This is a genomic window from Microbacterium sp. Leaf320, from assembly GCF_001423485.1.
GTDB lineage: Bacteria > Actinomycetota > Actinomycetes > Actinomycetales > Microbacteriaceae > Microbacterium.
This window is the reverse complement of record NZ_LMOD01000001.1, coordinates 568641-593746: the sequence shown is the minus strand read 5'-3', so window position 1 is coordinate 593746 and position 25106 is coordinate 568641. Positions and strand designations below refer to the sequence as shown.

At 68.1% G+C, this 25106-nt stretch carries 24 protein-coding genes and 1 tRNA gene; 7 read left to right on the top strand and 18 right to left on the bottom strand.

Annotated features, from left to right (window positions below; genetic code table 11):
* Nucleotides 1-6 precede the first annotated feature (6 nt).
* From atpE to prmC, 6 genes are all read right to left on the bottom strand, one after another.
* Complete coding sequence (gene atpE, locus ASF63_RS02765) at nucleotides 7-243, bottom strand: ATP synthase F0 subunit C (protein ID WP_017203132.1); 237 nt, start codon at nucleotides 241-243, stop codon at nucleotides 7-9.
* Nucleotides 244-286: 43 nt separating this feature from the next.
* Complete coding sequence (gene atpB / locus ASF63_RS02760; RefSeq protein WP_056509265.1) at nucleotides 287-1075, bottom strand: F0F1 ATP synthase subunit A; 789 nt, start codon at nucleotides 1073-1075, stop codon at nucleotides 287-289.
* Between the two features lie 146 nt (nucleotides 1076-1221).
* Nucleotides 1222-1797 (bottom strand): hypothetical protein, encoded by a 576-nt coding sequence (locus tag ASF63_RS02755; protein WP_056509262.1) that lies wholly within the window; start codon nucleotides 1795-1797, stop codon nucleotides 1222-1224.
* Entirely contained in the window at nucleotides 1794-2966 is a 1173-nt protein-coding gene (locus ASF63_RS02750) for an MraY family glycosyltransferase (RefSeq protein ID WP_056509259.1), read from the bottom strand. The genes ASF63_RS02755 and ASF63_RS02750 overlap by 4 nt, the downstream gene beginning before the upstream one ends.
* Nucleotides 2963-3670 carry an L-threonylcarbamoyladenylate synthase gene (locus tag ASF63_RS02745; RefSeq protein WP_056509255.1) on the bottom strand — a complete coding sequence of 236 codons (708 nt, stop codon included), beginning with the start codon at nucleotides 3668-3670 and terminating at the stop codon, nucleotides 2963-2965. Before ASF63_RS02745 ends, ASF63_RS02750 begins: the two co-directional genes overlap by 4 nt.
* Nucleotides 3671-3717: 47 nt before the next feature.
* Nucleotides 3718-4578: a peptide chain release factor N(5)-glutamine methyltransferase gene (prmC, locus tag ASF63_RS02740; protein ID WP_056510176.1), complete on the bottom strand. Its 861-nt coding sequence runs from the start codon at nucleotides 4576-4578 to the stop codon at nucleotides 3718-3720.
* Nucleotides 4579-4679: 101 nt separating this feature from the next.
* Between prmC and cysK the strand changes: the two genes are divergently transcribed.
* Together cysK and epsC are read left to right on the top strand one after the other, a co-directional pair.
* Nucleotides 4680-5618 (top strand): cysteine synthase A, encoded by a 939-nt coding sequence (gene cysK, locus ASF63_RS02735; protein ID WP_056509250.1) that lies wholly within the window; start codon nucleotides 4680-4682, stop codon nucleotides 5616-5618.
* An 8-nt stretch (nucleotides 5619-5626) separates the two neighbouring features.
* Nucleotides 5627-6196, top strand: a complete 570-nt coding sequence (epsC, locus tag ASF63_RS02730; RefSeq protein ID WP_056509247.1) for a serine O-acetyltransferase EpsC — start codon at nucleotides 5627-5629, stop codon at nucleotides 6194-6196.
* Between the two features lie 28 nt (nucleotides 6197-6224).
* Here the strand turns inward: epsC and ASF63_RS02725 are convergent, their stop codons facing one another.
* Both ASF63_RS02725 and ASF63_RS02720 read right to left on the bottom strand, forming a co-directional pair.
* Nucleotides 6225-6626: a phage holin family protein gene (locus tag ASF63_RS02725; RefSeq protein WP_056509243.1), complete on the bottom strand. Its 402-nt coding sequence runs from the start codon at nucleotides 6624-6626 to the stop codon at nucleotides 6225-6227.
* 124 nt (nucleotides 6627-6750) lie between these two features.
* A complete protein-coding gene (locus ASF63_RS02720) occupies nucleotides 6751-8295 on the bottom strand; it encodes a CitMHS family transporter (RefSeq protein ID WP_056509240.1) in 1545 nt (514 codons plus the stop codon).
* A gap of 145 nt (nucleotides 8296-8440) precedes the next feature.
* Between ASF63_RS02720 and ASF63_RS02715 the strand changes: the two genes are divergently transcribed.
* Together ASF63_RS02715 and ASF63_RS02710 are read left to right on the top strand one after the other, a co-directional pair.
* Nucleotides 8441-10096, top strand: a complete 1656-nt coding sequence (locus ASF63_RS02715; RefSeq protein WP_082477789.1) for a sensor histidine kinase — start codon at nucleotides 8441-8443, stop codon at nucleotides 10094-10096.
* A complete protein-coding gene (locus ASF63_RS02710) occupies nucleotides 10093-10746 on the top strand; it encodes a response regulator (protein ID WP_056509237.1) in 654 nt (217 codons plus the stop codon). The genes ASF63_RS02715 and ASF63_RS02710 overlap by 4 nt, the downstream gene beginning before the upstream one ends.
* A gap of 80 nt (nucleotides 10747-10826) precedes the next feature.
* Here the strand turns inward: ASF63_RS02710 and prfA are convergent, their stop codons facing one another.
* From prfA to lysA, 5 genes are all read right to left on the bottom strand, one after another.
* The gene (gene prfA, locus ASF63_RS02705; RefSeq protein WP_056509235.1) at nucleotides 10827-11906 is read right to left on the bottom strand and encodes a peptide chain release factor 1; all 1080 of its coding nucleotides are present in this window, start codon (nucleotides 11904-11906) and stop codon (nucleotides 10827-10829) included.
* 11 nt (nucleotides 11907-11917) lie between these two features.
* Nucleotides 11918-13903: a transcription termination factor Rho gene (rho, locus tag ASF63_RS02700; protein ID WP_056509232.1), complete on the bottom strand. Its 1986-nt coding sequence runs from the start codon at nucleotides 13901-13903 to the stop codon at nucleotides 11918-11920.
* Between the two features lie 196 nt (nucleotides 13904-14099).
* Nucleotides 14100-15035 (bottom strand): homoserine kinase, encoded by a 936-nt coding sequence (gene thrB / locus ASF63_RS02695; protein ID WP_056509229.1) that lies wholly within the window; start codon nucleotides 15033-15035, stop codon nucleotides 14100-14102.
* Nucleotides 15032-16339, bottom strand: coding sequence for a homoserine dehydrogenase (locus tag ASF63_RS02690; protein WP_056308286.1), 1308 nt, complete (start codon nucleotides 16337-16339; stop codon nucleotides 15032-15034). Before ASF63_RS02690 ends, thrB begins: the two co-directional genes overlap by 4 nt.
* Nucleotides 16340-16403: 64 nt before the next feature.
* Nucleotides 16404-17813, bottom strand: a complete 1410-nt coding sequence (gene lysA / locus ASF63_RS02685) for a diaminopimelate decarboxylase (RefSeq protein WP_056509226.1) — start codon at nucleotides 17811-17813, stop codon at nucleotides 16404-16406.
* A gap of 149 nt (nucleotides 17814-17962) precedes the next feature.
* On the opposite strand from lysA, the gene ASF63_RS02680 reads away from it, so the two are divergent.
* Complete coding sequence (locus ASF63_RS02680) at nucleotides 17963-19018, top strand: YhjD/YihY/BrkB family envelope integrity protein (RefSeq protein WP_056509225.1); 1056 nt, start codon at nucleotides 17963-17965, stop codon at nucleotides 19016-19018.
* 2 nt (nucleotides 19019-19020) lie between these two features.
* On the opposite strand, the gene ASF63_RS02675 is transcribed toward ASF63_RS02680, so the two are convergent.
* Complete coding sequence (locus ASF63_RS02675) at nucleotides 19021-19872, bottom strand: DUF2993 domain-containing protein (protein ID WP_056509222.1); 852 nt, start codon at nucleotides 19870-19872, stop codon at nucleotides 19021-19023.
* A gap of 37 nt (nucleotides 19873-19909) precedes the next feature.
* Nucleotides 19910-21574, bottom strand: coding sequence for an arginine--tRNA ligase (argS, locus tag ASF63_RS02670; RefSeq protein WP_056509220.1), 1665 nt, complete (start codon nucleotides 21572-21574; stop codon nucleotides 19910-19912).
* 70 nt (nucleotides 21575-21644) lie between these two features.
* Here argS and ASF63_RS02665 point away from each other — a divergent pair, with 70 nt between their 5' ends.
* Nucleotides 21645-22454: an SGNH/GDSL hydrolase family protein gene (locus tag ASF63_RS02665; RefSeq protein WP_056509217.1), complete on the top strand. Its 810-nt coding sequence runs from the start codon at nucleotides 21645-21647 to the stop codon at nucleotides 22452-22454.
* Nucleotides 22455-22470: 16 nt separating this feature from the next.
* Nucleotides 22471-22543 (top strand) — tRNA-Arg (locus ASF63_RS02660).
* Nucleotides 22544-22628: 85 nt separating this feature from the next.
* Here the strand turns inward: ASF63_RS02660 and ASF63_RS02655 are convergent.
* The 3 genes from ASF63_RS02655 to ASF63_RS02645 form a co-directional block, all read right to left on the bottom strand.
* Nucleotides 22629-24008, bottom strand: a complete 1380-nt coding sequence (locus ASF63_RS02655) for a hypothetical protein (RefSeq protein ID WP_235560673.1) — start codon at nucleotides 24006-24008, stop codon at nucleotides 22629-22631.
* A gap of 275 nt (nucleotides 24009-24283) precedes the next feature.
* Nucleotides 24284-24622, bottom strand: a complete 339-nt coding sequence (locus tag ASF63_RS02650; protein WP_056509213.1) for an SHOCT domain-containing protein — start codon at nucleotides 24620-24622, stop codon at nucleotides 24284-24286.
* A 1-nt stretch (nucleotide 24623) separates the two neighbouring features.
* On the bottom strand, nucleotides 24624-25058 hold the full coding sequence (locus ASF63_RS02645; RefSeq protein ID WP_056509210.1) for a DUF6325 family protein: 435 nt from the start codon (nucleotides 25056-25058) through the stop codon (nucleotides 24624-24626).
* Between the last annotated feature and the right edge of the window lie 48 nt (nucleotides 25059-25106).

Below are 25106 nucleotides of genomic sequence, written 5' to 3'. Positions count from 1 at the left end.
TAGAGATTACGGGAAGGGGATGAATCCGACGGCGATGCCGACGAACGCAAGCGCCTCGGTGAAGGCGATACCGATCCACATGAGGACCTGGAGGCGGCCGGCCAGCTCGGGCTGACGAGCGACACCCTCGATGGTCTTGCCGACGACGATGCCCACACCGATAGCCGGGCCGATCGCGGCGAGGCCGTAGCCGACCGAAGCGAGGTGACCGTTGATTTCAGCGAGAACCGTAGTAGCGTCCACGGGTTTTTCCTTTCGTTGGGTGGGACGGCAGTTGCCGACCCGCTCAGTGCTCTTCTGCGACCGCGAGCTGGATGTAGACCGCGGTGAGGACGGTGAAGACGTATGCCTGGAGAACGGCGACCAGAATCTCGAAGAGAGTGAAGGCGCCGCCGAAGGCGAGGGTTCCGACACCGAGAGCGGCCCAGCCGCCACCTGCGGTGAAGAAGAAGAACTGGGTGGCCGCGAAGCACAGCACCAGGAGCATGTGACCGACGACCATGTTCATCAGAAGTCGGAGCATGAGTGTGACGGGCCGGATGATGAAGGTCGAGAGGAACTCGATCGGCGTCACGATGATGTAGACCGGCCACGGCACGCCCGCCGGGAACAGCGCGTTCTTGAAGAAGCCGAGAGGGCTCTTCTTGATACCCGCGTAGATGAAGGTGATGTAGCTCACCAGCGCGAGCGTCAGCGGCACCGCCGCGATGCTCGTTCCGGCGATGTTCAGGAACGGGATGATTCCCGTGATGTTCATGAACAGCACCATGAAGAAGATCGTGGTGAGGATCGGCAGGAATCGGTTTCCGTCCTTGCGTCCGAGCAGGTCGTGCGCGATGTTGGAGCGGACGAAGTCCAGCCCCATCTCGACGACGCTCTGGAAGCGGCCGGGAACGATCTTCATCCGTCGGGTTCCGAGAACCAGGATCAGCACGACCACCACGACGGCGAGGAACTGAACCAGGTGGATCCGGTGAACGGGAATGACCCCGAACGCGTTGAACAGGATCTCCGGGAAGAACTCGTCGATCGAAGGTCCGTGGAACTCGCCGTCAGAGGACGCGAGTTTGGGCATCAGGGTCGCAGCAAGATTGAACAGCGCGGGCTCCAGCTTCGGGGCACCGGTCAGAACCGGGGCGACGATGGTCGGTGTGCTTCAAGCGCAAGCGCTCGCGGGCGAGCGGCGGGCACTTGTCAACACTATCAGAATAAGAGGGTTGCCTAAGACCGCTGGGCGTCCTCGCCCGGGCTTTCCGGCGCGAGGGACTCGGGCACGATGTGGTGACGTCCGGGCGCGCGATCCTCGGGCACGACGGTCGGCAGATGCACGCCGGGAGCATGGTCGGTCGGCGCCTCCGTGGGCAGGGATGCGTCGCTCACGTTCGGCAGCCGCATCTTCGTGATGACGATCACGTCGATGATCAGGGTCGCGACGACGCCCGTGACGATCGACAGGAAGAACACCATCGGACTGACCCACGGCTGACCGCTCAGGACGATCATGATTACCACGAACAGCCCGAGCTTGAGCAGCCAGCCGCCCAGGACGATCGCGAAGAACAGCTGCACGTAGAGCGGGTCGCCGAACCAGCGGTTGGCGATCAGGATGCTGAGCGCAGTGATCCCGAGGAACAGCATGGCGAGCACGACCCCGAGCAGGCCGCTCACGAGCCCCTCCACGCCGTCGACGAGAAGACCGATCCCGCCGGCCACGAGCGCGAGGACCACCATCGAGAGGGCAGACCAGAGCAGCGTCCTCCGCAGGATCGGATTGCTGGAAACGGGGCTCGGGCTCACGGGGACTCCACGGGTGTCGGGTCGGGTTCGGCAGACGCCGCGGACTTCCGCCGGCGCAGAGGATTCAAGGTGATGACGAGGCAGGCGGCGATGCCGACCACTCCGAAGGCGACTCCGGGGATGTACTGGCCGGGCCAGTCCTCACGGGCGCCGACGTACATCAGGAGGACGGCGAGGGAGATCACGGCCGTCCAGGCGTAGAAGATCAGGACGGCATCGCGGTCTCGGTGTCCGAGGTCGAGCATGCGGTGGTGCAGATGCTTGCGGTCGGGAGAGAACGGCGACTTCCCGGCGTTCATGCGGCGGAGCACCGCGAGGCCGAAGTCGAGAAGCGGCAGCAGCACGACCAGCAGCGGCAGAAGGATCGGGATGAAGGCACCGAGGAGCTGGGAGCGTCCGAGTCTCTCCGGGTCGAGCGCCGACGGCTCGAGCTGACCGGTCACCGCGATCGCGGAGGTGGCCATCAGGAGTCCGAGCACCAGAGCACCGGAGTCTCCCATGAACAGCTTCGCCGGGCTCCAGTTGAACGGCAGGAATCCGAGGCATGCGCCGATCAGGACCGCCGCGAGGAAGGAGGCGAGGTTGAAGTAGCTGGAGGCACCGGTGTCACGGGTCAGGATGTAGGAGTACGCGAAGAAGACCCCGTTCGCGATCAGGCACACACCGGCGACGAGGCCGTCCAGACCGTCGATGAAGTTGACCGCGTTCATCACGATGACGATCGCGAACATCGTGATCGTGATGCTCAGCCAGCTGGAGAACACGATCAGGTCGCCGAACGGCAGAGACAGGATCTGCAGCCCGCCACCCACCGTGATGATCCCGGCGGCGAGGAACTGCGCGCCGAGCTTGATCATCCAGTCGAGATCCCAGAGGTCGTCGACCACGCCGATGATCGCGATCAGCAGCGACGCGGCGAGGATCGACCACATGGTCTGGGGCGGCATCCACATGTTCGCGAAGAACGGGTTCGCCGCAGAGACCCCGATCGCCGCCGCGATGCCGAGGAAGATGGCGACGCCACCCAGACGCGGGGTCGGCGTGGTGTGCACATCCCGCTCGCGGATGCTCGGGTAGAGCTTGAACCGCAGGCTCAGCCGCCAGACCGCCCACGTCAGCGCGAACGTGATCGCGGCGGTCAGGATGATCGTGAAGAGATACTGCTTCACGAATCCCCGTCCGATTCCGCAGGCTCCTCAGCGGGCTCGAGCAGATCGCCGAGCACCTCCTCGAGCCGCTCACGGCTGACAGCGCCGGCGCGGAGGATGCGCACGCCGCCCGCAGTCGGTTCGGCTCCTCGAGGGACGAGTGATGTGGCATCGACGATGGTCGATGCGATGCCGTCGCGGCTCACGCCGTCGGCGAGGTAGACGGAGACGCTGTCACCGAGCATCCGCTCGGCATCGAACGCCGAGATCGCCGCATCGCGACCGGTGAGGTTCGCGCTCGACACCGCGAGCGGACCGGTCTCGGCGAGCAGCTCGAGCGCGACACGCCCTTCGGGCATGCGGACGGCGACGGTGCCCTGGGTCTCGCCCAGGTCCCAGACGAGCGACGGCTGCGCCGGCAGCACGATCGTCAGGCCACCGGGCCAGAACGCGTCGACGAGTCGTTGCACGGGCTCCGGCACCGACTCCGCGAGAGCGTGCAGGGTCTCTTTGGTGCCGACGAGGACGGGCGGTGGCTGATCTCGTCCGCGGCCCTTCGCATCGAGGAGTCGCTGCACCGCGGCGGGCGAGAAGGCATCGGCGGCGACGCCGTAGACGGTGTCGGTGGGCATCACGATGAGTTCGCCGCGGGCTATGGCCTGGCGGGCGTGGCGCATGCCGGCGAGGAGCTGGGACTCGTCGCCGCAATCGAAGATGGAGGACATGACGATCCGATTCTAGTTGGGCATGCCTGAGCGGTTCGTGTCCGCTCTCAGGGGCGCAGAGCGGTCGTGGCCCGATCACGCAGGGTCAGGTCGCGATGTGTCGCCGCTGCACGCCATCCGTCGCGGGTGAGGATGCTGCGGATCTCCTCCCCCTGCAGCTCCCCGTGCTCGATGACGAGCAGCCCGCCAGGATGCAGGAGCTCGAGGGCGCGGACGCTGAGGACACGCACGATGTCGAGGCCGTCCTCTCCCCCGTACAGAGCCATCGACGGGTCGAACAGTCGCACCTCGGGGTCGCGGGGCACGGCAGCGTCCGGCACGTACGGAGGGTTCGAGATCACCACGGACGCCGTGCCGTCGAGATCACCGAAGGCGTGGGCGAGGTCCTCGTTGACGAGCGTCAGGTTGTCGACCCCTGCGGTGTTCCTCGCCGCCCACGGATAGGCATCAGCAGACAGCTCCGTCGCGAAGATCCGAGAGTGGGGCACCTCGGTCGCCATGGCCAGTGCGATCGCCCCGCTTCCGGTGCCGAGGTCGACGCCGATGGGCTCGGGCGACGCCGATCCGAGCAGCGCGTCGATCGCGTACTGCACCACGGTCTCGGTCTCGGGCCGGGGGACGAAGACACCTGGGCCGACCGCGAGCTCGAGGTGCCGGAACGGCGCCGTCCCGGTGATGTGCTGCAGCGGCTCCCTCGCGGAGCGGCGGGTGACGAGCGCGTCGAAGGCGACCGCAGCGTCGTCGGGGATCACGTCGCCCCTGATCACGGCAGCCTGCACCTCGCCTCGCCGCGCGCCGAGGATGTGCCCGGCCAGGAGCTCCGCATCGACGAGCGGATCCGAGACGCCGGCCTCCGCGAGTCGTCGGGCGGCGGCGTGCACCGCGGATGCGAGGGAGATATCAGGCATGAGCACAAGCGTAGAGCGCGGGAAGGTGTCATATTGCCCGACCCCCGAGGGTGCTCGCCTAGGCTGGAGCCGCAGTCACCCCGCACAGGAAGGCTCTCCCCATGCCCGGTATCCATTCCGACATCACCAGCGCGTTCGGCAACACTCCCCTGGTTCGCCTCAACCGGGTCACCGAGGGTCTCGGCGCGACCGTGCTCGCCAAGCTCGAGTTCTACAATCCGGCGTCGAGCGTCAAGGACCGGCTCGGCATCGCGATCGTCGACGCTGCTGAGGCATCCGGCGAGCTGAAGCCCGGGGGCACGATCATCGAGGCGACGAGCGGCAACACCGGTATCGCGCTGGCGATGGTCGGTGCGGCGCGCGGCTACAAGGTGATCCTCACGATGCCCGCGTCGATGTCGAAGGAGCGGCGCATGCTTCTCAAGGCTTTCGGCGCCGAGCTCGTCCTCACCGACCCCACGAAGGGCATGACGCACGCGATCTCCGAGGCTGAGGCCATCGCCGCCCGGACCCCGGGTGCCGTGCTGGCGAAGCAGTTCGCCAATGAGGCGAACCCCGCCATCCACCGCCGGACCACGGCCGAGGAGATCCTCCGTGACACCGAGGGCTCCGTCGATTACCTCGTCGCGGGCATCGGCACCGGCGGAACGATCACCGGGGTCGGCCAGGTGCTGAAGGAGCGGGTCCCGGGCGTTCAGATCGTCGCCGTCGAGCCCAAGGACTCCCCCATCCTGACCGAGGGACACCCCGGACCGCACAAGATCCAGGGCATCGGACCGAACTTCGTGCCGCCGATCCTCGACCGTGACGTCCTCGATGAGGTCATCGACGTCACCTTCGACGATGCCATCCGGGTCGCACGGGAGACAGCGAGCCGTGAGGGCATCCTCGTGGGCATGTCGAGCGGTGCCGCGATCTGGGCCGCGCTGCAGGTCGCGCAGCGCCCGGAGGCCGCAGGGAAGACCATCGTCGTCATCATCCCCTCGTTCGGCGAGCGCTACCTCTCGACCGCCCTGTACGAGCACCTGCGCGAATCCTGATCCGTCCGATGGGCATGATCGGCCGAATGCGCGAGGACATCGCGGCAGCTCGACTTCGCGACCCCGCTGCTCGCAGCGCAGCAGAGGTGGCACTCCTCTATCCCGGACTGCACGCCATCTGGGCGCACCGCGTCTCGCATGCGCTCTGGCGTAGGCGCCTTCGCCTGCTCGCACGCGCGACGTCGCAGGTCTCTCGCTGGCTGACGGGCATCGAGATCCACCCCGGCGCGCAGATCGGTCGGCGGTTCTTCATCGATCACGGCATGGGCGTGGTCATCGGAGAGACCGCCGAAGTCGGCGACGACGTGATGCTGTATCACGGAGTCACGCTCGGCGGCCGGACCAGGGATTCCGGCAAACGGCATCCGACCCTCGGCGACGGCGTCGCCGTGGGTGCGGGGGCGAAGATCCTCGGACCGATCACGATCGGCGAGGGATCGGTGGTCGGTGCGAACGCCGTGGTCACCCGCGATGCCCCTGCCGACAGCATCCTGGTCGGGATCCCGGCGAAGGCTCGGGCGCGCATCCTCGGCGAGGACACCAAAGCGATGCTCACCGCGCCCGACTACTCCATCTGAGAGTGCGTCCGGCGTCTGAACGGACGCCTCAGCGAGCCCGCGACTTGTCGACCTTCTTGCGCAGGAAGATCAGCGGCAGCAGCACGCTGCCGAGCGCCGTGACGAGCCACACGATCACGGCTCCGAGCAGCCAGCCGGTGAGATCGACGATGCGCAGGCCGCCGATCGGCAGCAGCACGACGACGACGAGGGCGATCAGAGTCGACACGATCCCGATGCCCCCCATCAGCACCGGCGCATAGCGGTCGGCGATCTTGCTGACCCAGGGAGCGAGCACGCTCTGCACGATCGCGAAGATCAGGATGCAGATGACGAAGCCCCACCACTTGTCCCACTGGATCTGGAAGCCGTCGAGCACGAGATCGGCGACGATGAGGCCGAGACCTGCGGACACGACGTACAGGAGCGCGCGGAAGAGGAACGTGATCACGGCCCGAGCCTAGCGCCACCGCACGGAGCCACCGGGAACCGCAGTGTGATCGTGACGATCGCGCGGAATCCCTCAGATCACTGCCGCGGGGAGCCGGAGCATCCGGCTCCCCGCCGCCTCCCTGTCACTGCGCCACGAAGAAGGGGATGGCACCGGACAGGATCCCGACTCCGAGCATGACCAGCGACACGACCGTCGCACGCCACAGGACCTTCCGGTGATGATCGCCGAGGTTGACGCTCGCCAGCGAGACGAGCAGCAGGATCGCCGGCACGAGCGGGCTCTGCAGGTGCACGGGCTGGCCGATGATCGACGCGCGCGCCATCTCTACCGGGTCGATCCCGAACGCCGCGGCGCTCTGGGACAGTACAGGGAGGATGCCGAAGTAGAACGCGTCGTTCGACATGAAGAACGTGAACGGGATCGACAGGAGACCCGTGATGGGCGCGAGGAACGGTCCGAGCGCCGGAGGGAGAACGTCGGTGATCCATGTCGCCATGGCGTCGACCATGCCGGTACCGGAGAGGACCCCGACCAGCACGCCCGCGGCGATCACCATCGACACGACCCCCACGATGCTCGGCGCGTGAGCGACGATCTCGGACGCCTGATCCTTGATCCCGCGGAAGTTGACGAGGAGGGCGACGGCGGCGCCGACCATGAAGACGTACGGGAGCGGCATGATGTCGAGCACGAGCAGCACCATCACGGCGACGGTGAGCGCCAGGTTGAACCAGATCAGCTGGGGTCGGAGAGTAGGCCGGGCAGGGTCGAGCATGGTGTCGGCCATCGCCGTGTCCGCGAGGTCGACGCTCGCGGCGGCGACGGGGCCGCGTCCGCCGGAAACCACGACGATGTTGCCGGTGCGCAGCGCAGCGCGGGCACCGGGTGTCGCATCGGATCCGCGGAAGAGCTTCGGAAGCGTCGAGAGCGCCCCTCCGTCAGCTCCGGTGAGCCGCCCGTCGGAGTCGAGCCGTCCGAGCCGTCTGCGCTCCTGCAGTCCGAGCATCCACGCGAAGCCCAGCGTCACCAGAATGCCGACGCCGAGGGCGGGGAGCATCGGCACGAAAATCTCGGTGGGCTGCAACCCGAGGGCTGTCGCCGCGCGCACCGTCGGGCCGCCCCACGGCACGATGTTCAGCGTGCCGTTCATGAGTCCGGCCACGCAGGTGAGCACCACGGGGCTCATGCCGAGCCGCAGGTAGATCGGGAGCATGGCTGAGGTCGTGATGATGAACGTCGTCGATCCGTCCCCGTCGAGGGAGACCGCGCCGGCGAGGATCGCCGTGCCGAGCACGACCTTCGCGGGGTCGTCGCCCAGCAGGCGCGTGATCATCCGGATGAGCGGATCGAACAGGCCGACGTCGATCATAATGCCGAAGAACATGATCGCGAACATCAGCAGCGCGGCGGTCGGCGCCATGGTCGCGATCGAGTCCAGGATCATGTCCCCGAGGCCGAGGCCTGCACCGGCGAAGAGGCCAAAGACGGTGGGGACGAGGATCAGCGCCACCATGGGCGTCAGACGCTTCGTCATGATGAGCGTCATGAACGCCAGCACCATGGTGAAGCCGAGGAGGACGAGAACCCACTCCGGCGGCACGAACGCCACGTCGTACGTGGGCGCCTCTTCTGCGGCCGCGGGCAGGCCGATGAGCATGTCGGGCATACGGTGACTCCTTCGTCGTCGCTCCGTCATCTGCGACGGATCCTGACGAGACTAGGCAATACGTCGACTGCAGGTGCGGTATCCCGCATTCCCGGACGTTGTGCGCGTAGCGTGGGTTCTGCGCATATTGCGCGAAGGGAGAGCCGTGTCGAGAAATACGACGATCAGGCCGCGGTTCGCCACGCGCACGCTCCTGCTGCACCTCGCCACCATCGCGCTCGTGGTCGCGCTGTGCACGGGCGTGTACCTCGCTGTCGCCGTCCAGCAGCTGCGCGCCGAGGCCGAGTCGACCGCTCTCGGCATCGCCAGGACGCTGGCGGAGGATCCGCAGGTCCGGGCAGAGGTCGCGCTCATCTCCGCAGCGAACGACGCACCGGATGCCGAGTCGCTCAGAGACGGAGACCTGCAGCGCATCGCGATGGGCGTGTCGGCCCGCACCGATGCACTGTTCGTCGTGATCACCGATGAGGACGGCATCCGCCTCGCCCATCCGATCAGCTCGCGCATCGGCGAAGTCGTCAGCACGCCGTTCGAAGAGGTCCTCGAAGGCAATGAGGTCGTCGATTGGCAGACCGGCACGCTCGGCGAGTCCGCGCGTGCGAAGGTCCCAGTCCGCGACGACGCAGGGATTCCCGTGGGCGAGATCAGCGTCGGCTTCGAACGGACAGGGGTCTTCGACGACCTGCCCCCGCTGCTCGCCGTGATCGGCGTCACCGCGCTCGGCGCACTCGCACTGGCCGTCCTCGCATTCCTCCTCCTCCGCCGGCGCTGGGAACGCCTCACCCTCGGCGTCCAGCCGGAGGAGCTCGTCGCGCTCGTGCAGAACCAGACGGCGGTCCTGAACGGCGTCGACGACGGCGTGCTGGCGGTCGATGCCACCGGGATCGTCAGGGTGAGCAACGACGCCGCAGATCGGATGCTGGGGCTCGACGCCCCCGTCGGCCGCCCGTTCGCCGACCTCGGACTCCCTGCTGCCGTGCTCGAGACCGTGACGGGTGACCGAGCACGATCCAGCGCCGTCGTCGACGACCGCGTGCTCTACCTCGACTCGAGACCCGTCGTGCGTGACGGACGGGCCCTGGGCGATGTGCTGATCGTCCGCGATCGCACCGACCTCATCGCTCTGACCGAGCGGCTGGAGACGGTGCGCACCATGACCGCCGCGCTGCGCGTGCAGCGGCACGAGTTCGCCAACCGCATGCACGTCGCCGCAGGGCTCATCGACGCGGAGCGGGTCGATGATGCCCGGGCCTTCCTCGGTGAGCTGGTCGAGCGCGGCTCCGTTGCCTTCCCCGTCGCCGGACTCGACCTGCTGGGCGACTCCTTCCTGCATTCGTTCCTCGGCGCCAAGGGAGTCGAGGCGGGCGAGCGCGGCGTCGCGCTCCGCATCGCAGACGAGACGCAGCTGATCGGCAGCGTGGCAGCACCGGAGGACGTCGCGGCCGTGCTGGGCAATCTGGTCGACAACGCCGTGACCGCCGCCGTCGCGGGCGAGCGGTCTCCCCGCTGGGTCGAGGTCGCCGTGCTCGGTGACGGCGATGCACTCGTGGTCACGGTCGCGGACTCGGGAGCGGGTCTCGGAGGCGTCGATCCCCTGTCGCCACGACCTTCAGCCGATGCCGCGGACGACCGGGTGCACGGTCACGGCATCGGACTTCCGCTGGCCCGCGAGATCGCACGGCGGAGCGGCGGGGAGCTCTGGATCATCGACCCCGGAGGAGAGCAGCACGGCGCCGTGTTCGCCGCGCGCCTCAGTGGTGCCGTCTCCCCCGTCGCGACAGCCCAGAAGGAGAACTCATGACAGATCCCATGCGCGTCCTCATCCTCGACGACGACTTCCGTGTCGGACAGCTGCATCGGGGAATCATCGACGAGCAACCCGGTTTCACCGCTCTCGAGCCCGTACGATCGATCGCCGAAGCACGGGACAGCATGCGCTCCTCTCGTCCCGATCTGCTGTTGGCCGACGTCTTCCTGCCGGATGGAGACGGTATCGCACTCGTGCAGGATGCCGGGGTCGATGCCATCCTCATCTCAGCGGCAGACGACACCCCGACAGTACGCCGCGCACTGAGATCGGGCGCCGTGGGGTACCTGCTCAAGCCGTTCGATCGACGCGCACTCACCGGACTTCTCGACCGGTACGCGCGCTATCGCAACCTCCTCGCCGGAGACCGTCCTCTGCGGCAGGAGGACGTCGATCGGGCGCTGGCGATCCTGCACGGCTCGGGAGAGCCCGTCTCGGTCTCGCGGTCGGCCACCGAGCAGCTGGTGCTCGCCGCGCTCGGCGACGGAGAGGCGTCAGCGGCGGAGGTCGGAGAGCGCGTCGGAATATCCCGCGCCACGGCGCAGCGCCATCTCGCCGCGCTCGCTGCGCGGACCGTGGTCGAGGTGAGCCTGCGATACGGCGCCACCGGGCGACCCGAGCATCGTTACGCGGCGCGGATCTGAGGACGCGAGAGAGATCCGAGGGCCGGAGGCGGAGCAGGCCGCCCGTCCGACTCCGGGCGGAACGCCGGTCAGGAGCCCGGTCAGGACTCCGAGCCGACGGCGGCGAGACGCGCCTCTTCGTCGGCCTGGATCGCGCTCTCGATGATCGGCTCGAGCGCGCCGTCCATCACCTGATCGAGGTTGTAGGCCTTGAATCCGGTGCGGTGGTCGGCGATGCGGTTCTCGGGGAAGTTGTACGTGCGGATGCGTTCGGAGCGGTCCATGCCGCGGATCTGCGACTTGCGCGCGTCGGATGCCGCGGCATCCAGCTCCTCCTGCTGCTTCGCCAGCAGTCGTGCACGCAGCACGCGCATCGCGGCCTCGCGGTTCTGCAGCTGCGACTTCTCGTTCTGCATCGACACGACGATGCCGCTGGGAAGGTGCGTGATGCGCACGGCAGAGTCGGTCGTGTTCACCGATTGGCCGCCGGGGCCCGACGAGCGGAAGACGTCGATCTTGAGATCGTTCTGATTGATCGCGATCTCGTCGGGCTCATCCACCTCGGGGAACACCAGAACACCGGTGGTCGAGGTGTGGATGCGGCCCTGCGACTCGGTCGCTGGTACGCGCTGCACACGGTGCACGCCGCCCTCGTACTTGAGATGGGCCCAGACACCCTGAGCAGGGTCGGTGGACGATCCCTTGATCGCGACCTGGACGTCCTTGTAACCGCCGAGATCGGATTCGTTGCGCTCGAGGAGCTCGGTCTTCCACCCCTTCGACGCCGCGTACTGGATGTACATGCGAAGCAGGTCAGCGGCGAACAGTGCAGACTCGGCGCCGCCCTCCCCCGCCTTGATCTCCATGATCACGTCGCGCGCGTCATCCGGATCCCTCGGGATCAGCAGGCGCCGGAGCTTCTCCTGCGCGGCCTGAACGCTCGCTTCGAGACCGGGGACCTCATCGGCGAACGCATCGTCCTCGCGGGCGAGTTCGCGCGCCGCGTCCAGATCGTCGGATGCCGCCACCCAGGCCTCGTGGGCGGCGACGATCCTGGACAGCTCGGCGTAGCGGCGATTGACGCGCTTCGCTCGAGCAGCATCGGCGTGCACCGCCGGGTCGGAGAGTTCCTCCTGCACCCGGCGATGCTCGTCGATCAGAGTCTGGACGGACTCGAACACAGCGGCTCCGCTCAGCGGATGTTGTTGTCGTGACCGTGCGCACCCGAGGGGAGCGTCGGAATCGACTTCTGCATCTGCACCAGGAACTCGACGTTCGAGTGGGTCTCCTTGAGCTTGCCCAGGACGACCTCGAGAGCCTGCTGCTGGTCGAGGCCCGCAAGAGCGCGACGCAGCTTCCAGGTGATCTTGACCTCGTCGGCCGACAGCAGCATCTCTTCACGGCGGGTGCTCGACGCGTTGACGTCGACCGCGGGGAAGATGCGCTTGTCGGCGAGCTGACGGGAAAGCCGCAGCTCGCTGTTGCCGGTGCCCTTGAACTCCTCGAAGATGACCTCGTCCATCTTGGAGCCGGTCTCGACGAGAGCCGTGGCGAGGATCGTGAGGGATCCGCCGTTCTCGATGTTTCGAGCCGCACCGAAGAAGCGCTTCGGCGGGTACAGCGCCGACGCGTCGACGCCGCCCGACAGCACGCGTCCGGATGCCGGTGCCGCGAGGTTGTACGCACGACCGAGGCGGGTGATCGAGTCGAGCAGCACGACGACGTCGCGGCCCAGCTCGACGAGACGCTTGGCGCGCTCGATCGCGAGTTCAGCCACAGTGGTGTGGTCCTCCGCCGGTCGGTCGAAGGTCGAGGCGATGACCTCGCCCTTGACCGTGCGCTCCATGTCGGTGACCTCTTCGGGGCGCTCGTCGACGAGCACGACCATGAGGTGGACCTCGGGGTTGTTCTGGGCGATCGCGTTGGCGATCTGCTGCAGGACGATCGTCTTGCCGGCCTTCGGCGGCGCGACGATGAGACCGCGCTGACCCTTGCCGACAGGCGCGACGAGGTCGATGATGCGCTGGGTCAGCTTCTCAGGTGCCGTCTCGAGACGCAGGCGCTCCTGCGGGTAGAGCGGGGTGAGCTTGCCGAACTCGACGCGGGTGGCCGCGTCGTCGATGGACAGGCCGTTGATCGAGTCGACCTTGACCAGGGCGTTGTACTTCTGACGGCCCTGCTGCTCGCCCTCGCGAGGCTGCTTGATCGAGCCGACGATCGCGTCGCCCTTGCGCAGGTTGTACTTCTTGACCTGTCCGAGCGAGACGTAGACGTCGCTGGGGCCGGCGAGGTAGCCGGTCGTGCGGACGAAGGCGTAGTTGTCGAGCACGTCGAGGATTCCGGCGATCGGGATCAGGACGTCGTCCTCGCCGATCTCGGTGTCGAACTCGTCGGTCGGCGCTCCGCCGCGGCGCTTGTTGCGCTGACGGTTGCGGCCGTTGCCGCCCTCGTCATCGGAGGCGTTCTGCTGCTGCTGCTGCGACGGCTGCTGCTGCGCCTGCTGCTGCTCGCCGGCCTGGCCGTTGCCGTTCTGGCCGCGTCCGCGGTTGCGGCTGCGGTTGCGGTTGCGACCGCGACCACCCTGCTCGTCGCCGCCGTCAGCGGAGTCGGAGGAGGAATCGGCGGCGGGAGCGGAGTCTGCCGGGGCGGACTCGGCAGGCTTCTCGGCGGCCGGGGCCTCGGCGTCGGCTGCCGGCTTCTTGGCGGTGCGGCGGCCGCGACCGGTGGTCTTCGCAGGCGTGTCGGACGAGTCGGCGGCAGGAGCCGCATCGGCGGCCGGAGCGGCGTCAGCGGCCGGAGCAGCAGACGACTCGGCTGCGGGCGCCTCGGCTGCGGGCTCGGCGTCGGCCTTCTTCGCGCGGCTTCGACGAGGAGCCTTCGCCTTGGGTGCGGCATCGGCGGCCGGAGCGTCGGCAGCAGGCGCCTCGGACTTCGCAGGCGCCTCGGACTTCGCGGGCGCCTCGGACTTCGCCGATGCGCTGTCGGAGGCGGCATCGGCTGCCGCGGCCTTCTCCGCCTTGGCGGACGCCGTCGCGGTGGTCGCGCGGCGCGGTGCACGCTTGCGGGCCGGAGCCACTTCGGTCGCAGCGGTGGTCGCGGCGTCGGAGCTCGCGGCCTTGGCCGGAGCAGCGGCGGCGGGTGCCGCCTGGTCGTTCTGGGTCTCGGAGAAATTCTCCACGAGTACTCCCTCTTTGGTCTCGGAGACGTGAGCGGTACGCGCACAACGGGTGCTGCGCGCGGTCGCACGGGCTGACGCTCGGCGTCAGCCAGCCTCGGCACTGGGTTCTCGAAAAGAACGAGTTCTCGGTGAGAGCAGTGCCACAGGGGTTTGCGTGCGGGTCTTGCAGAGTTGCAATGGGGCCAGATTCACGCAGTTACGTGGAGCCCTCCGCTCGATTCCCCACTGTACCACCACGCACGTCGACCGCGAGCAGCAGCGCTTCCCACGGGGTGTCGGTGGTGGATTCGGCGAGTTCCACGGCGTCCTGACGGCTGCCGGGCCCGTCGGCGAGCACGAGCACACTGGGTCCGGCGCCGGACACCACAGCGGCGAAGCCTGCAGCGCGCAGAGCCTGAACGAGACGCTGCGTCTCGGGCATCGCCTCGGCGCGGTAGTCCTGATGAAGGCGATCAGCCGTCGCGTCGAGCAGCAGCTCGGGGCTCTGGGTGAGAGCCGCGATGAGCAGCGCCGAGCGCGAGAGGTTGAAGACGGCATCCGCGGTCGAGACCTGAGGCGGCTGGAGCGAACGGGCCTTCGAGGTCGACATCGTGTACGACGGCACGAGCACGAGAGGGGAGACACCGCGGTGCACGAGCAGCTTCTTGTGCTGCGCGCCCCGCTCGCCCATCCACGCGATCGTGAGTCCGCCGAAGAGGGCGGGAGCCACGTTGTCGGGGTGCCCTTCGATCTCGGTCGCGAGGCGCAGCATGTCGGCGTCGCTGATCTCGACGTCGCCCTCGAGCAGGCCCTTGGCCGCAAGGATGCCCGCGGCCACCGCCGCTCCGGAGGAGCCGAGACCTCGGCCGTGCGGAACGCCGTTCTCCGCGACGATCCGCAGCCCGGGAAGCGCACGATCGACGTCGGCGTAGACATGCGCGATCGTCCGGACGATCAGGTTCGATGCGTCGCGCGGGATCTCGGCCGAGCCGGAACCCGACACCTCGATCTCGAGCTCACCGGCGGGCAACTCCGTGACCATGAGGGTGTCGTAGACGCTCAGCGCGAGCCCGAGCGTGTCGAAGCCGGGGCCCAGGTTCGCGCTGGTGGCGGGTACGGTCACCTCGACCGTGCGCGCTGATGCCACCGTCATTCGCCTTCCACACGCAGCACCGAAACGACGCGCTCGACGACCGAGCTGTCGGCGAGTGCGTCGACGGTCGCGCTGAGAGCCGCATCGGTGGCCCGGTGCGTGCCGATGACGAGGCGGGCGGTGGGCTCGTCTTCGCCCTCGACCGTCTGGACGACCGTGGCGACCGAGACGTCGCCGTCGCTCAGGATGCCGGCGACGGTCGCGAGGACGCCGGGGGCGTCTGAGACCTCGAGAGTGATCTGGTAGCGCGTGGTGACGTGGCCGATCGGCACGACCGGCAGGTTCGCCCTGGTGGACTCCCCCACGCCGACGCCGCCGGCGATGTGGCGGCGGGCCGCCGAGACGACATCGCCGAGGACGGCGGATGCCGTCTGGACACCGCCCGCGCCTGCGCCGTAGAACATGAGCGAGCCTGCCGCCTCTGCCTCGACGAACACCGCGTTGTTCGCACCGTGTACCGACGCGAGCGGGTGGGTCTTCGGGACGAGCGCCGGGTAGACGCGCACCGAGATCGACTCCGCGCCGTTGGCCTCGATGCGCTCGCAGACCGCGAGCAGCTTGATCACGAATCCGGCCGCGCGAGCCTCGTCGATCATCGATGCGGTGATCGAGGTGATGCCCTCGCGGTAGACGGCGTCGAGCGGGACAGCCGTGTGGAAGGCGAGGCTCGCGAGGATCGCAGCCTTCTGCGCGGCGTCGTACCCCTCGACGTCGGCCGTGGGGTCGGCCTCCGCGTAGCCGAGTCGCTGGGCGTCGGCGAGCACGTCGGCGAAGTCGGCACCCTCGGTGTCCATGCGGTCGAGGATGTAGTTGGTGGTGCCGTTCACGATGCCCATGATGCGGACGACCCGGTCGCCGGCGAGCGAGTCGCGCAGCGGGCGGATGATCGGGATCGCACCGGCGGCAGCGGCCTCGTAGTAGACGGAGGCGCCGACGCGGTCGGCAGCCTCGAACAGCTCGGGGCCGTGCGTGGCGAGCAGCGCCTTGTTGGCGGTGACGACGTCTGCGCCGGAGCCGATCGCCTGCAGGATGCTCGTGCGCGCCGGCTCGATGCCGCCGATCAGCTCGATCACGATGTCGGAGCCGAGGATCAGCGACTCCGCGTCGGTCGTGAACAGCTCCTTGGGCAGGTCCGTCTCACGGGGCGCGTCGAGGTTGCGCACGGCGATGCCCGCCAGTTCGAGCGAGGCTCCCGCGCGGTCGGCGAGCTCGTCGCCGTGACGCAGCAGCAGGTCGGCCACCTGGGAGCCGACCGCGCCGGCGCCCAGAAGCGCCACCCGAAGTCGTCGGTACTCAGTCGTCATTGCTACTCCTTAGGAGGGTGGATCAGTCGTGTGTCGTCGGCTGCCGCATCGTGTGACGCGCGGCTCACCGGTGGTTCTGGGACGCTTCGATGCCCGCATCCCGAGAGAGGACGTCGGCGATCGTCTCGCCGCGGACGATGATCGTCGACCGACCGTCGCGGACGGCGACGATCGGAGGGCGGGGAACATGGTTGTAGTTGCTCGCGAGAGGCGCGCAGTAGGCACCCGTCGCCGGCACCGCCAGGAGATCGCCGGGCGTGACGTCGGCCGGGAGGAACTCATGATCGACGACGATGTCGCCCGACTCGCAGTGCTTGCCGACGACGCGGCTCAGCTGCGGAACGCCCACGCCGACTCGTGAGGCCAGCCGGGCCGAGAACTGGGCTCCGTAGAGTGCAGGACGGGCGTTGTCGCTCATGCCACCGTCGACGCTGATGTACCGACGGGTGGCACCTGACTCCAGTGCCACGTCCTTCGTCGTCCCGACCTCGTAGATCGTCACGCCGGCGGTGCCGACGATGGCTCGGCCGGGTTCGAACGACAGCGCCGGAACAGCGATACCGCGTGCCGCACAGCCTTCGGCGACCGCTGTCACGATCTCGCCTGCAAGCGTCTCGATCGGCGTCGGGTCGTCGACGCTCGTGTAGGCGATGCCGAAGCCGCCGCCCAGATTGAGCTGCGGGACGGGTCCGCCCTCGAGGAGTGCGGCATGGAGTTCGAGCACGCGGGACGCGGATTCCCGGAAGCCGGCGACGCCGAAGATCTGCGAGCCGATGTGGCAGTGCAGACCCGCGAAGTCGATGCCGGGGATCTCACGGATGCGCGCGACTGCCCGCTCCGCCTCGGGCAGCGGGAAACCGAACTTCTGGTCTTCGTGGGCGGTCGCGAGGAAGTCGTGCGTCTCGGCGTGCACGCCGCTGATGACCCGAACCAGCACGCGCTGGGTCGCGCCGGTGCGAGCGGTGATCGCCGCCAGCCGCTCGATCTCGATATCGCTGTCGACGATGATCGTCCCGACACCCACCTCGACGGCGCGTTCGAGCTCGGCGACCGACTTGTTGTTCCCGTGGAAACCCATCGATGCGGGTGCGACTCCTGCTGCGAGAGCGACCGCGAGCTCTCCCCCGGTGCACACGTCGATGCGGAGTCCCTCATCGACCACCCACCGGGCGATCGTCGTGGTCAGCAGCGCCTTGCCCGCGTAGTAGACCTGAGCGGTCGTGCCGTGCTCGGCAGCAGCCTCGTCGAAGGCGAGTCTGAACGCCCGTGCACGGGTGCGCACCTCGTCTTCATCGATCACGAGGAGCGGTGTGCCGTAGGTCTGGGCGAGTTCGGTGGCGGCGATTCCGGCCAGCTGGACGACCCCGTCGGAGTCGCGGATCGTGGACGCAGGCCACACGGCGGTCGGGAGATCGTTCGCATCGTCGGGCTCGACGAGCCATTCCGGGGCGAGCGAATCGGCAGGGGAAAGCAAGGAACACCAATCGTGGGACGGGTCTCGGGCGGGAACGCGCACTGCGAGGATGACCCCGATTCTAGGGCACCCTCCATGCCGCATCCGTCATGGTGACGCCCGACGTCAACCCCCTGAAAGCACTTGTCGGCCACTCGTAAGGTGGTGGCATGAGCACCGACTCCGCAGCACCCGACGCCGACCGTCCCGGCCTGATCGCGCGCGTGAGCGCTGCCGCCATCCGCTGGGCGCTCACACGGCGGCCGGTCCGCGCCTTCCTGCTGTACTCGGAGCGCCGAGGCCCGATGCTCGCCGACAGTGTGACGTACCGGGCACTGTTCAGCGTGTTCGCGGGCGTCCTGCTCGGGTTCTCGATTGCGGCGCTGTGGCTCGCAGGCAACCCAGACGCATGGAAGGCGATCATCGCCGCGGTGCAGTCGGTCGTCCCCGGTCTCATCGGCGACGGCGGGATCATCGACCCGTCCGACCTCGAGGCCCCGGTCTCGCTCTCGATCGCCGGTGCGATCTCGGTCATCGCGCTCACCGGTTCGGCTCTCGCCGCCGTCGGCTCCCTCCGCACCGCCGTGCGGCTCCTCGCGGGCACGGCCCAGGCCGACATCCTCTTCATCTGGGTGATGCTGCGCAACCTCCTGCTCGCGATCGGCATCGGCCTCGCATTCGTGGCCGCAGCCGCGGTCACCTTCATCGGCCGCATCGGCATCACCTGGATCGCCGGACTGCTCGGCATCGCCGACGATTCCGCCCCAGCTACCTGGAGCATCCGCATCGTGTCGCTCGTCGTCGTGCTCGCGCTCGACACCGCCCTGATCGCCGGTGTCTTCCGGCTGCTCTCGGGCACGCGTCCGTCGGCGCGGTCGCTGTGGACCGGCGCGTTGCTGGGTGGAATCGGACTCCTCGTGCTCCAGGAGCTGTCGGGTCTCTTCATCGGAGGCGCCACGAGCAATCCGCTGCTCGCGTCGTTCGCCTCTCTGCTGGCCCTGCTGATCTGGCTCAACCTGTCGACCCAGGTGATCCTGATCTCCTGCGCGTACATCGTCACGTCGGAGGAGGAGCGTCATGACCGCGTGCACGCCCGATTCGGTGCGACGACGTTCCCGCAGCGGCGCGTACAGCGCGCTGAGGCAGAGGTCGCGCTCGCGACCGACGAGCTGCGCGCCGCGCAGAAGGCCGAGAAGGAGTTCCGTACCGGCTCGACCGCCGACTGACCTCAGCTCTGGGGGCACACACCCTTGTCGAGCAGACTCGCGTCGGTCGCGATCGCACCGTCGACATCCACGTCGATCACAGCCTCCGTGCCGTCGATCTCGAGCCCCGTCAGGGTGATGCCGGCGGGGAGCTGGTCGGCGATGCACACACGCTGCGTCTCGGTGAGGCGATCACCCAGGGATCCGAGAGAGGATCCGACCTGATCCGCGTCGACCTCGAGGCCGCCGATCGTGAGCCCCACGGGGGTCAGCTCCAGGTCGCCCTCGGCGATTCCGGGTGTCACCGTGAGCGAGACGGGGATCGCGATGCCGAGGACGCTCACCGTTCCGGCGACGGTCGCGTTCGGAGCCTCGAGCGTCACGGTGTCGACGGGAAGATCGGTGCCGGCGAGCAGAGTGGTGAACTGCGACTCGTCGATCCGGATCGTCCCGGTCGCCCCGCTCAGGTCGCCGCCACGCAACGGCACCCCGGTCGCGGTGACGTCGACCGCGCCGGTGATCCCCTGCAATGTCACGGAATCCGTCGAGAGATGAAGGGTGTCGAGCGTTCCGCCGATCAGCTGCGGGATCAGGATGCCGTCAGCCTGCACCTCGAGCTCCTGGTCGGCGGGCAGATCGAGCTGATCGATCACGATTCCGCGCACGATCCCGGGAAGGACCGAACGCACCACGAGCTCCGCTGCGACGGCCAGCAGTGCCAGCACGACCACGATGATGAGCAGCACCCACGGCCACCTCTTGCGCTTGCGCTTCGCGGGCGCGGCGGCGACAGCATCCTTCTCCCCCGGGATCACAAGCGTCGGATGCTCGGAATCAGCGGCGGGGTAAGGGAGGGTGTGGTTGTCGTCGCTCATGCTGCCATCCTGCCCTACGGTGCGGACGGCGGCCGAGTCACATCCGCTCGGGAGCGGACACGCCGAGGAGGTCGAGACCGTTGCGGAAGACCTGCCCCGCGGCATCGTTGAGCCACAGGCGCGTGCGGTGCACGGTCTCGATCGGGTCGTCGCCCTGGGGGATCACGCGGCAGTTGTCGTACCAGCGGTGATACAGGCCGGCGAGCTCCTCGAGGTAGCGCGCGACACGGTGCGGTTCGCGGACCTCGGCGGCGTAGGCGACGATGCGCGGGAACTCCTGCAGAGCACCGAGCAGCGCGCCCTCCGTCTCGTGCGTGAGCGTCTCGGGAGCGAACTCCGAGCGGTCGACACCGGAATCGGCCGCGTTGCGCCCCACGTTATGCGTGCGGGCGTGCGCGTACTGGACGTAGAACACCGGATTGTCGTTCGTGCGCTTCTGCAGGACGTCGAGATCGATGTCGAGGTTGGAGTCGGTCGAGCTCCGGGTCAGCGCGTAGCGCGCCGCATCCACGCCGACGATCTCGACGAGGTCCTCGAGCGTCACCACGGTGCCCGCGCGCTTGGACATGCGCATCGGCTGACCGTCGCGCACCAGGTTGACCATCTGCCCGATGAGGATCTGCAGGTTGACGTTGGGCTCGTCACCGAATGCCGCGCACATCGCCATGAGGCGCTGCACGTAGCCGTGATGATCGGCACCCAGCATGATGATGCATCGGTTGAAGCCGCGCTCGCGCTTGTCGAGGTAGTACGCCAGGTCGCCGGAGATGTACGCCGGCTGTCCGTCGGACTTCACGACCACGCGATCCTTGTCGTCGCCGAACTCCGTCGTGCGCAGCCACAGCGCGCCATCGGCCTCGAACATGTGGCCGAGCTCCTGGAGCCGCGAGATGGCGCGCTCGACAGCCCCCGACTCATGCAGGTCGTTCTCATGGAAGTAGACGTCGAAGTCGACGCCGAACTCATGCAGGCTTGCCTTGATCTCGTCGAACATCAGGTTCACGCCGTTCGCGCGGAAGGCCTCCTGCAGGTCTTCCGGCGACAGGGTCGACAGGTCGCCGTCGTAGGCGAGTTCGACGCGCTTCGCGATGTCGAGGATGTAACCGCCGCCGTAGCCGTCTTCGGGGGTCGGCTCACCCAGGTGAGCGGCGACCAGACTGCGTGCGAAGCGATCGATCTGTCCGCCGTGATCGTTGAAGTAGTACTCGCGGGTGACCTTCGCTCCCTGAGAGGCGAGCATGCGGGCGAGCGAATCACCGACCGCGGCCCAGCGGGTGCCACCGAGGTGGATCGGTCCTGTCGGGTTCGCCGACACGAACTCGAGGTTGATCACCTCGTCGGAGCGCGAGTCGTTGTGGCCGTACTCGACTCCCGCGTCGACGATCAGCTTCGCCAGCGCGCCGGCGGCCGCCGCGTCGAGACGGATGTTGATGAACCCGGGGCCTGCGACCTCGGTGCTCGCGATGCCGTCGACCTTCGCAAGTCCGTCGGCGATCTGCTGTGCGAGTTCGCGGGGGTTGGTGCCGAACGGCTTCGCCAGACGCATCGCGATGTTCGAGGCCCAGTCGCCGTGGTCGCGGTTGCGCGGACGGTCGAGCACGATGTCGGATACGGCGAGCGCGAGCGGCTCGCCCGGACGTCGTTCCTCGGCGATCGGTGCGAGGACGGCGAGGATGGCTGAGGCGAGCGTTTCAGGGTTCATAGGCCTCCCAGTTTACGGCGCGTCACGCGCCCGAATTTGCGAGGGCCGGATCGTGATCTACAGTCATGCCATGAAGGCCGCATCCGTCCGCCACCGCCTGCCCGTCGCAGGCCTCGCCGTCGCCGTGATCCTGGCTCTCGCCGCGGTCGTCCTCGGCGTGTGGCGTCCGTGGGTTCCGGTGCCGTCTTCCGCCCCTGCCGGCGCCGCTGCGGCCGCCGACGAAGCAGTCGCGATCGCCCCCGTGCCACTGTTGCTCCCCGAGCACCCGACCGTCCTTGTGTTCGGGGATTCCTGGACCTACGGATCTGCCGCGACCGAGCCGACGCTCGGCTACGCCTACGTGCTCGCCGGATTGATCGACGGCGAGACGATCGTCGACGGAGTTCGAGGCAGCGGGTATCTGCGGCCCGGACTCGACGGTCCCGCCTTCGGCGAGCGCATCGCCGCTCTGGACCCCGCGCTCGCGCCCGATTTGATCATCATGCAGGGTTCCATAAACGACCGGCGTGACGGCGAAGCCGGTTACCGCGAGGCCGTGACCGCAGCGTGGGATGCGATGTCCGCGAAGTACCCCGGCGCGACGATCGTCATTCTCGGCCCGGCACCGCATGAGCTCCCCGTCGGAGCAGAGACCGCCCGGATCGATATCGATCTCGGAGAACTCGCCGCAGCCCGAGGGTGGTGGTACATCTCCCCCATCGCCCAAGACTGGATCACCGACCAGAACTATCTGTCCGTGATCGACGTCGAGGTCGGACGCATGCACCCGTCCACCGACGGACACCGTTACCTGGCGGAGAAGCTCGCCGCGGCGCTCGCGGAACTCGGCGACGCGCCGGTGACCGAGGCCGGAGGGTCGGAGACCACGCCCGAGCAGTGATATTGTCGACCGGTACGCCTCCGTAGCTCAGTGGATAGAGCGCCGGTTTCCGGTACCGTAGGTCGCTGGTTCGATTCCAGTCGGGGGCACGCACGCATCGCGAGAGGGACCATCCGCAAGGATGGTCCCTCTCGCTGTCTCTCGGGCGCGGTGCGGAACGCCCTCGTGCGTTCGTCAACTCGTCGCGTCGGTGATCCCCTCCGGCTCCGACCGGGGCTGCGCCGCTTCTGCAGAAGCCCCGATCAGCACCGAGTCCGCCTCCGGCTTCTCATCGTCGCTGTCGCCCGGTGGTCGCCGAACCAGCTCGACGATAAGGACGAGCCCCAGGAGCGCGAGGCCGAGCCCGATGATGATGCCGAACGAGACGGGTCGGTTCACGATCAGGATCAGCACTGCCAGGAGCATCCCCGTGACGAGGATGGGCCCCCGGAACCTGTCGACGCCGGCGCCGAATCGTCCGGTCGAGAGGCCACGTCGCTCCCCCGCCCGCCGGATCGACGCGAAGCCGCTCTCGGCCGCCCCACGGATCTTGCGCGCGGTCGGACTCGATCCGGCGATCCATGCCCAGGCGGCGACCACGACTCCGACGAGCGCGAGAGCGGCGATCGTCGAACTCAGCAGCGCGGTGAGCATGTCGAACATCGACTGCGCCGCGGCAGCCGTCATGATCGACGGGCTCACCGCGCCGATGAAGAATCCACGACCGATTCCGAGGCCGGCGGAGAACAGGAGGAACACGAGAGCGAAACCGAGACTGGTCCAGAGCACCGCGCGCGGACGGTCGCGTGCCAGCAGCACACCGACGACCAGGAACCCGAGCACGATCCACGGAAGCCAGAATCCCGAGCTCACCGCCACCTGGTAGATGGTGCGCACCAACACCAGCGCGTCGGCCTGCGCGATCGGGATGGATCTGTCGATCTCGGGGATGAGATCGGCGAACCCGACTCCCCGCTCTGCGAGTTCGGCCTTCACCCGGGCGACCACGACTCCGAGGTCGACCGACAGCACACCGTCGTCGGCGAGCTGCAGCGCGGTGTCCGGGCTGTTCTGCATGATCGCGACAGCCCTCTCGTGCGTGAAGCGGAGCGACTCGGCCCAGATCGTCGCGAACTGGTCGGAGGCCACGAGATCGCGAACGACGCTGTCGACGAGTCCGACCAGCCCGCTGGCCGCCGGCACCTCGAGCAGAGTCAGGGCGGACTCCGCGCGTGGTGGCAGGTCGAGTTCCCGCAGTCCGTCGAAGACGTCGCCGACGACCGCAGTGAGGTCGACCTGCTCGTGGATCGCCGCGCTGACCTGCTCGGCGACGAAGTCCTGCACGTCCGGGTCCTGGGCCAGCGGAGCGAAGGTCGAGACGAACTGATCGGCATCCACCAGCTGAAGCCGCGCCCACGTGCCCATCGCCGCGATCGGCGAGATCAGCACCGCGAGCACCAGCACGATGCCCGCGACGACGGATCTGCCTCGCGACCTCCTCCTCGGCGCACGAAGGCTCGTGTTCTCCTGCTCGAGGGCGCGGACCCGGGCCCTCAGGTCGTCCAGTTCGGTCATGTGCCGTCCTCCTCGTTCATCGACGCCGGTGACGGCGCATCAGGATCGCCGTCATGATGCCGACGACCACCATCAGGATCGCCAGGGCGAGCAACGCGAAGCCGCCGATCATCACCCAGTCCATGTGTCCGCACCCTCTTCCGCTTCACATCGCCGACGCTCACGAGAACGCGGTGATCCCGTTGCCGATGGACAGAGCGCTCATCCGGATGCCGAGCGCGAGTGGCAGCAGCCCGATGCCCCGACCCATGTGCGTCTCCTCCGCCCTCCGCGCGCTAACTCAGCAGCTTCTGCTTGGCGGCGACGAACTCCGCCTCCGACAACACCCCGGAGGCCTTCAGCGAGGCCAGCTGCTGGAGCTTCGAGATCATGTCGTCGGCACCGGCTGCGGGCGCTGCCCCCGGCACATACTGGGTCGCGGCGTTCTGCGCTGCCGCGTCGATCTGCGCCTGCTGCTGCGCGGCCGCGTACTGCTCCTGCTCGTACTGCCCCTGCGCCTGCTGCTCCCTGTGTCGCATCGCGACCCCTTGCACGGCGGTCGCGGTGCCGGCGACGACGGCGGTCCTGGCGGCGAGACCGATCAACCCGGGGCGGCCGAACCTTCTGAATGGCATGTCATTCACCTTCCTGATCGAGGATGTCCATCATGGCGTTCACGACCGGTGCCGGGACGCGCTCGCTGTGCAGCACCTGGCCGCCCGCCGCAGCGAGCCGCTGCGCGAGTTCGCGTGCGAACGAGAGTTCGAGCACGACGATGGCCGCCGAATGTCCTGGAGGTACGAGCTCGGCCAAGTCCTCGACATCCTCTTCACCCGCGATCCCCGCGGCGATGGGAGCGAGGCCACCGAGGCTGAGGATGTCACTGTCCTCGTCGAGTTCGCGGATTTCCACCTCGCCGTCCTCCGTCTTCGTGAGGACGACGAAGTCGAGCAGGCGGACGACGCCGCTGCTGACGAGCTCGGTCAGCGCGCGGAAGGTCTCAGGGTCCGGGCTGTCTCCTTCGAACCCGACCAGATAGAACTCCGCCGGCCCGAATCGGAAGTCATTCATGTAGGTGGCCGTTCTCTCGAGGGGATTCCGATGCGTGACTCACACCGA

Bases quoted from the DNA above. Each gene is read 5' to 3' on its own strand.
- ASF63_RS02745 (WP_056509255.1), bottom strand. From the start codon at position 3,670: ATGTCCTCCATCTTCGATTGCGGCGACGAGTCCCAGCTCCTCGCCGGC.
- ASF63_RS02675 (WP_056509222.1), bottom strand. From the start codon at position 19,872: ATGAGCGACGACAACCACACCCTCCCTTACCCCGCCGCTGATTCCGAG.
- ASF63_RS02710 (WP_056509237.1), top strand. From the start codon at position 10,093: ATGACAGATCCCATGCGCGTCCTCATCCTCGACGACGACTTCCGTGTC.
- ASF63_RS02655 (WP_235560673.1), bottom strand. From the start codon at position 24,008: ATGACCGAACTGGACGACCTGAGGGCCCGGGTCCGCGCCCTCGAGCAG.
- epsC (WP_056509247.1), top strand. From the start codon at position 5,627: ATGGGCATGATCGGCCGAATGCGCGAGGACATCGCGGCAGCTCGACTT.
- ASF63_RS02650 (WP_056509213.1), bottom strand. From the start codon at position 24,622: ATGCCATTCAGAAGGTTCGGCCGCCCCGGGTTGATCGGTCTCGCCGCC.
- thrB (WP_056509229.1), bottom strand. From the start codon at position 15,035: ATGACGGTGGCATCAGCGCGCACGGTCGAGGTGACCGTACCCGCCACC.
- ASF63_RS02690 (WP_056308286.1), bottom strand. From the start codon at position 16,339: ATGACGACTGAGTACCGACGACTTCGGGTGGCGCTTCTGGGCGCCGGC.
- ASF63_RS02680 (WP_056509225.1), top strand. From the start codon at position 17,963: ATGAGCACCGACTCCGCAGCACCCGACGCCGACCGTCCCGGCCTGATC.
- atpB (WP_056509265.1), bottom strand. From the start codon at position 1,075: ATGCCCAAACTCGCGTCCTCTGACGGCGAGTTCCACGGACCTTCGATC.
- ASF63_RS02665 (WP_056509217.1), top strand. From the start codon at position 21,645: ATGAAGGCCGCATCCGTCCGCCACCGCCTGCCCGTCGCAGGCCTCGCC.
- argS (WP_056509220.1), bottom strand. From the start codon at position 21,574: ATGAACCCTGAAACGCTCGCCTCAGCCATCCTCGCCGTCCTCGCACCG.
- ASF63_RS02645 (WP_056509210.1), bottom strand. From the start codon at position 25,058: ATGAATGACTTCCGATTCGGGCCGGCGGAGTTCTATCTGGTCGGGTTC.
- cysK (WP_056509250.1), top strand. From the start codon at position 4,680: ATGCCCGGTATCCATTCCGACATCACCAGCGCGTTCGGCAACACTCCC.
- ASF63_RS02720 (WP_056509240.1), bottom strand. From the start codon at position 8,295: ATGCCCGACATGCTCATCGGCCTGCCCGCGGCCGCAGAAGAGGCGCCC.
- prmC (WP_056510176.1), bottom strand. From the start codon at position 4,578: ATGCCTGATATCTCCCTCGCATCCGCGGTGCACGCCGCCGCCCGACGA.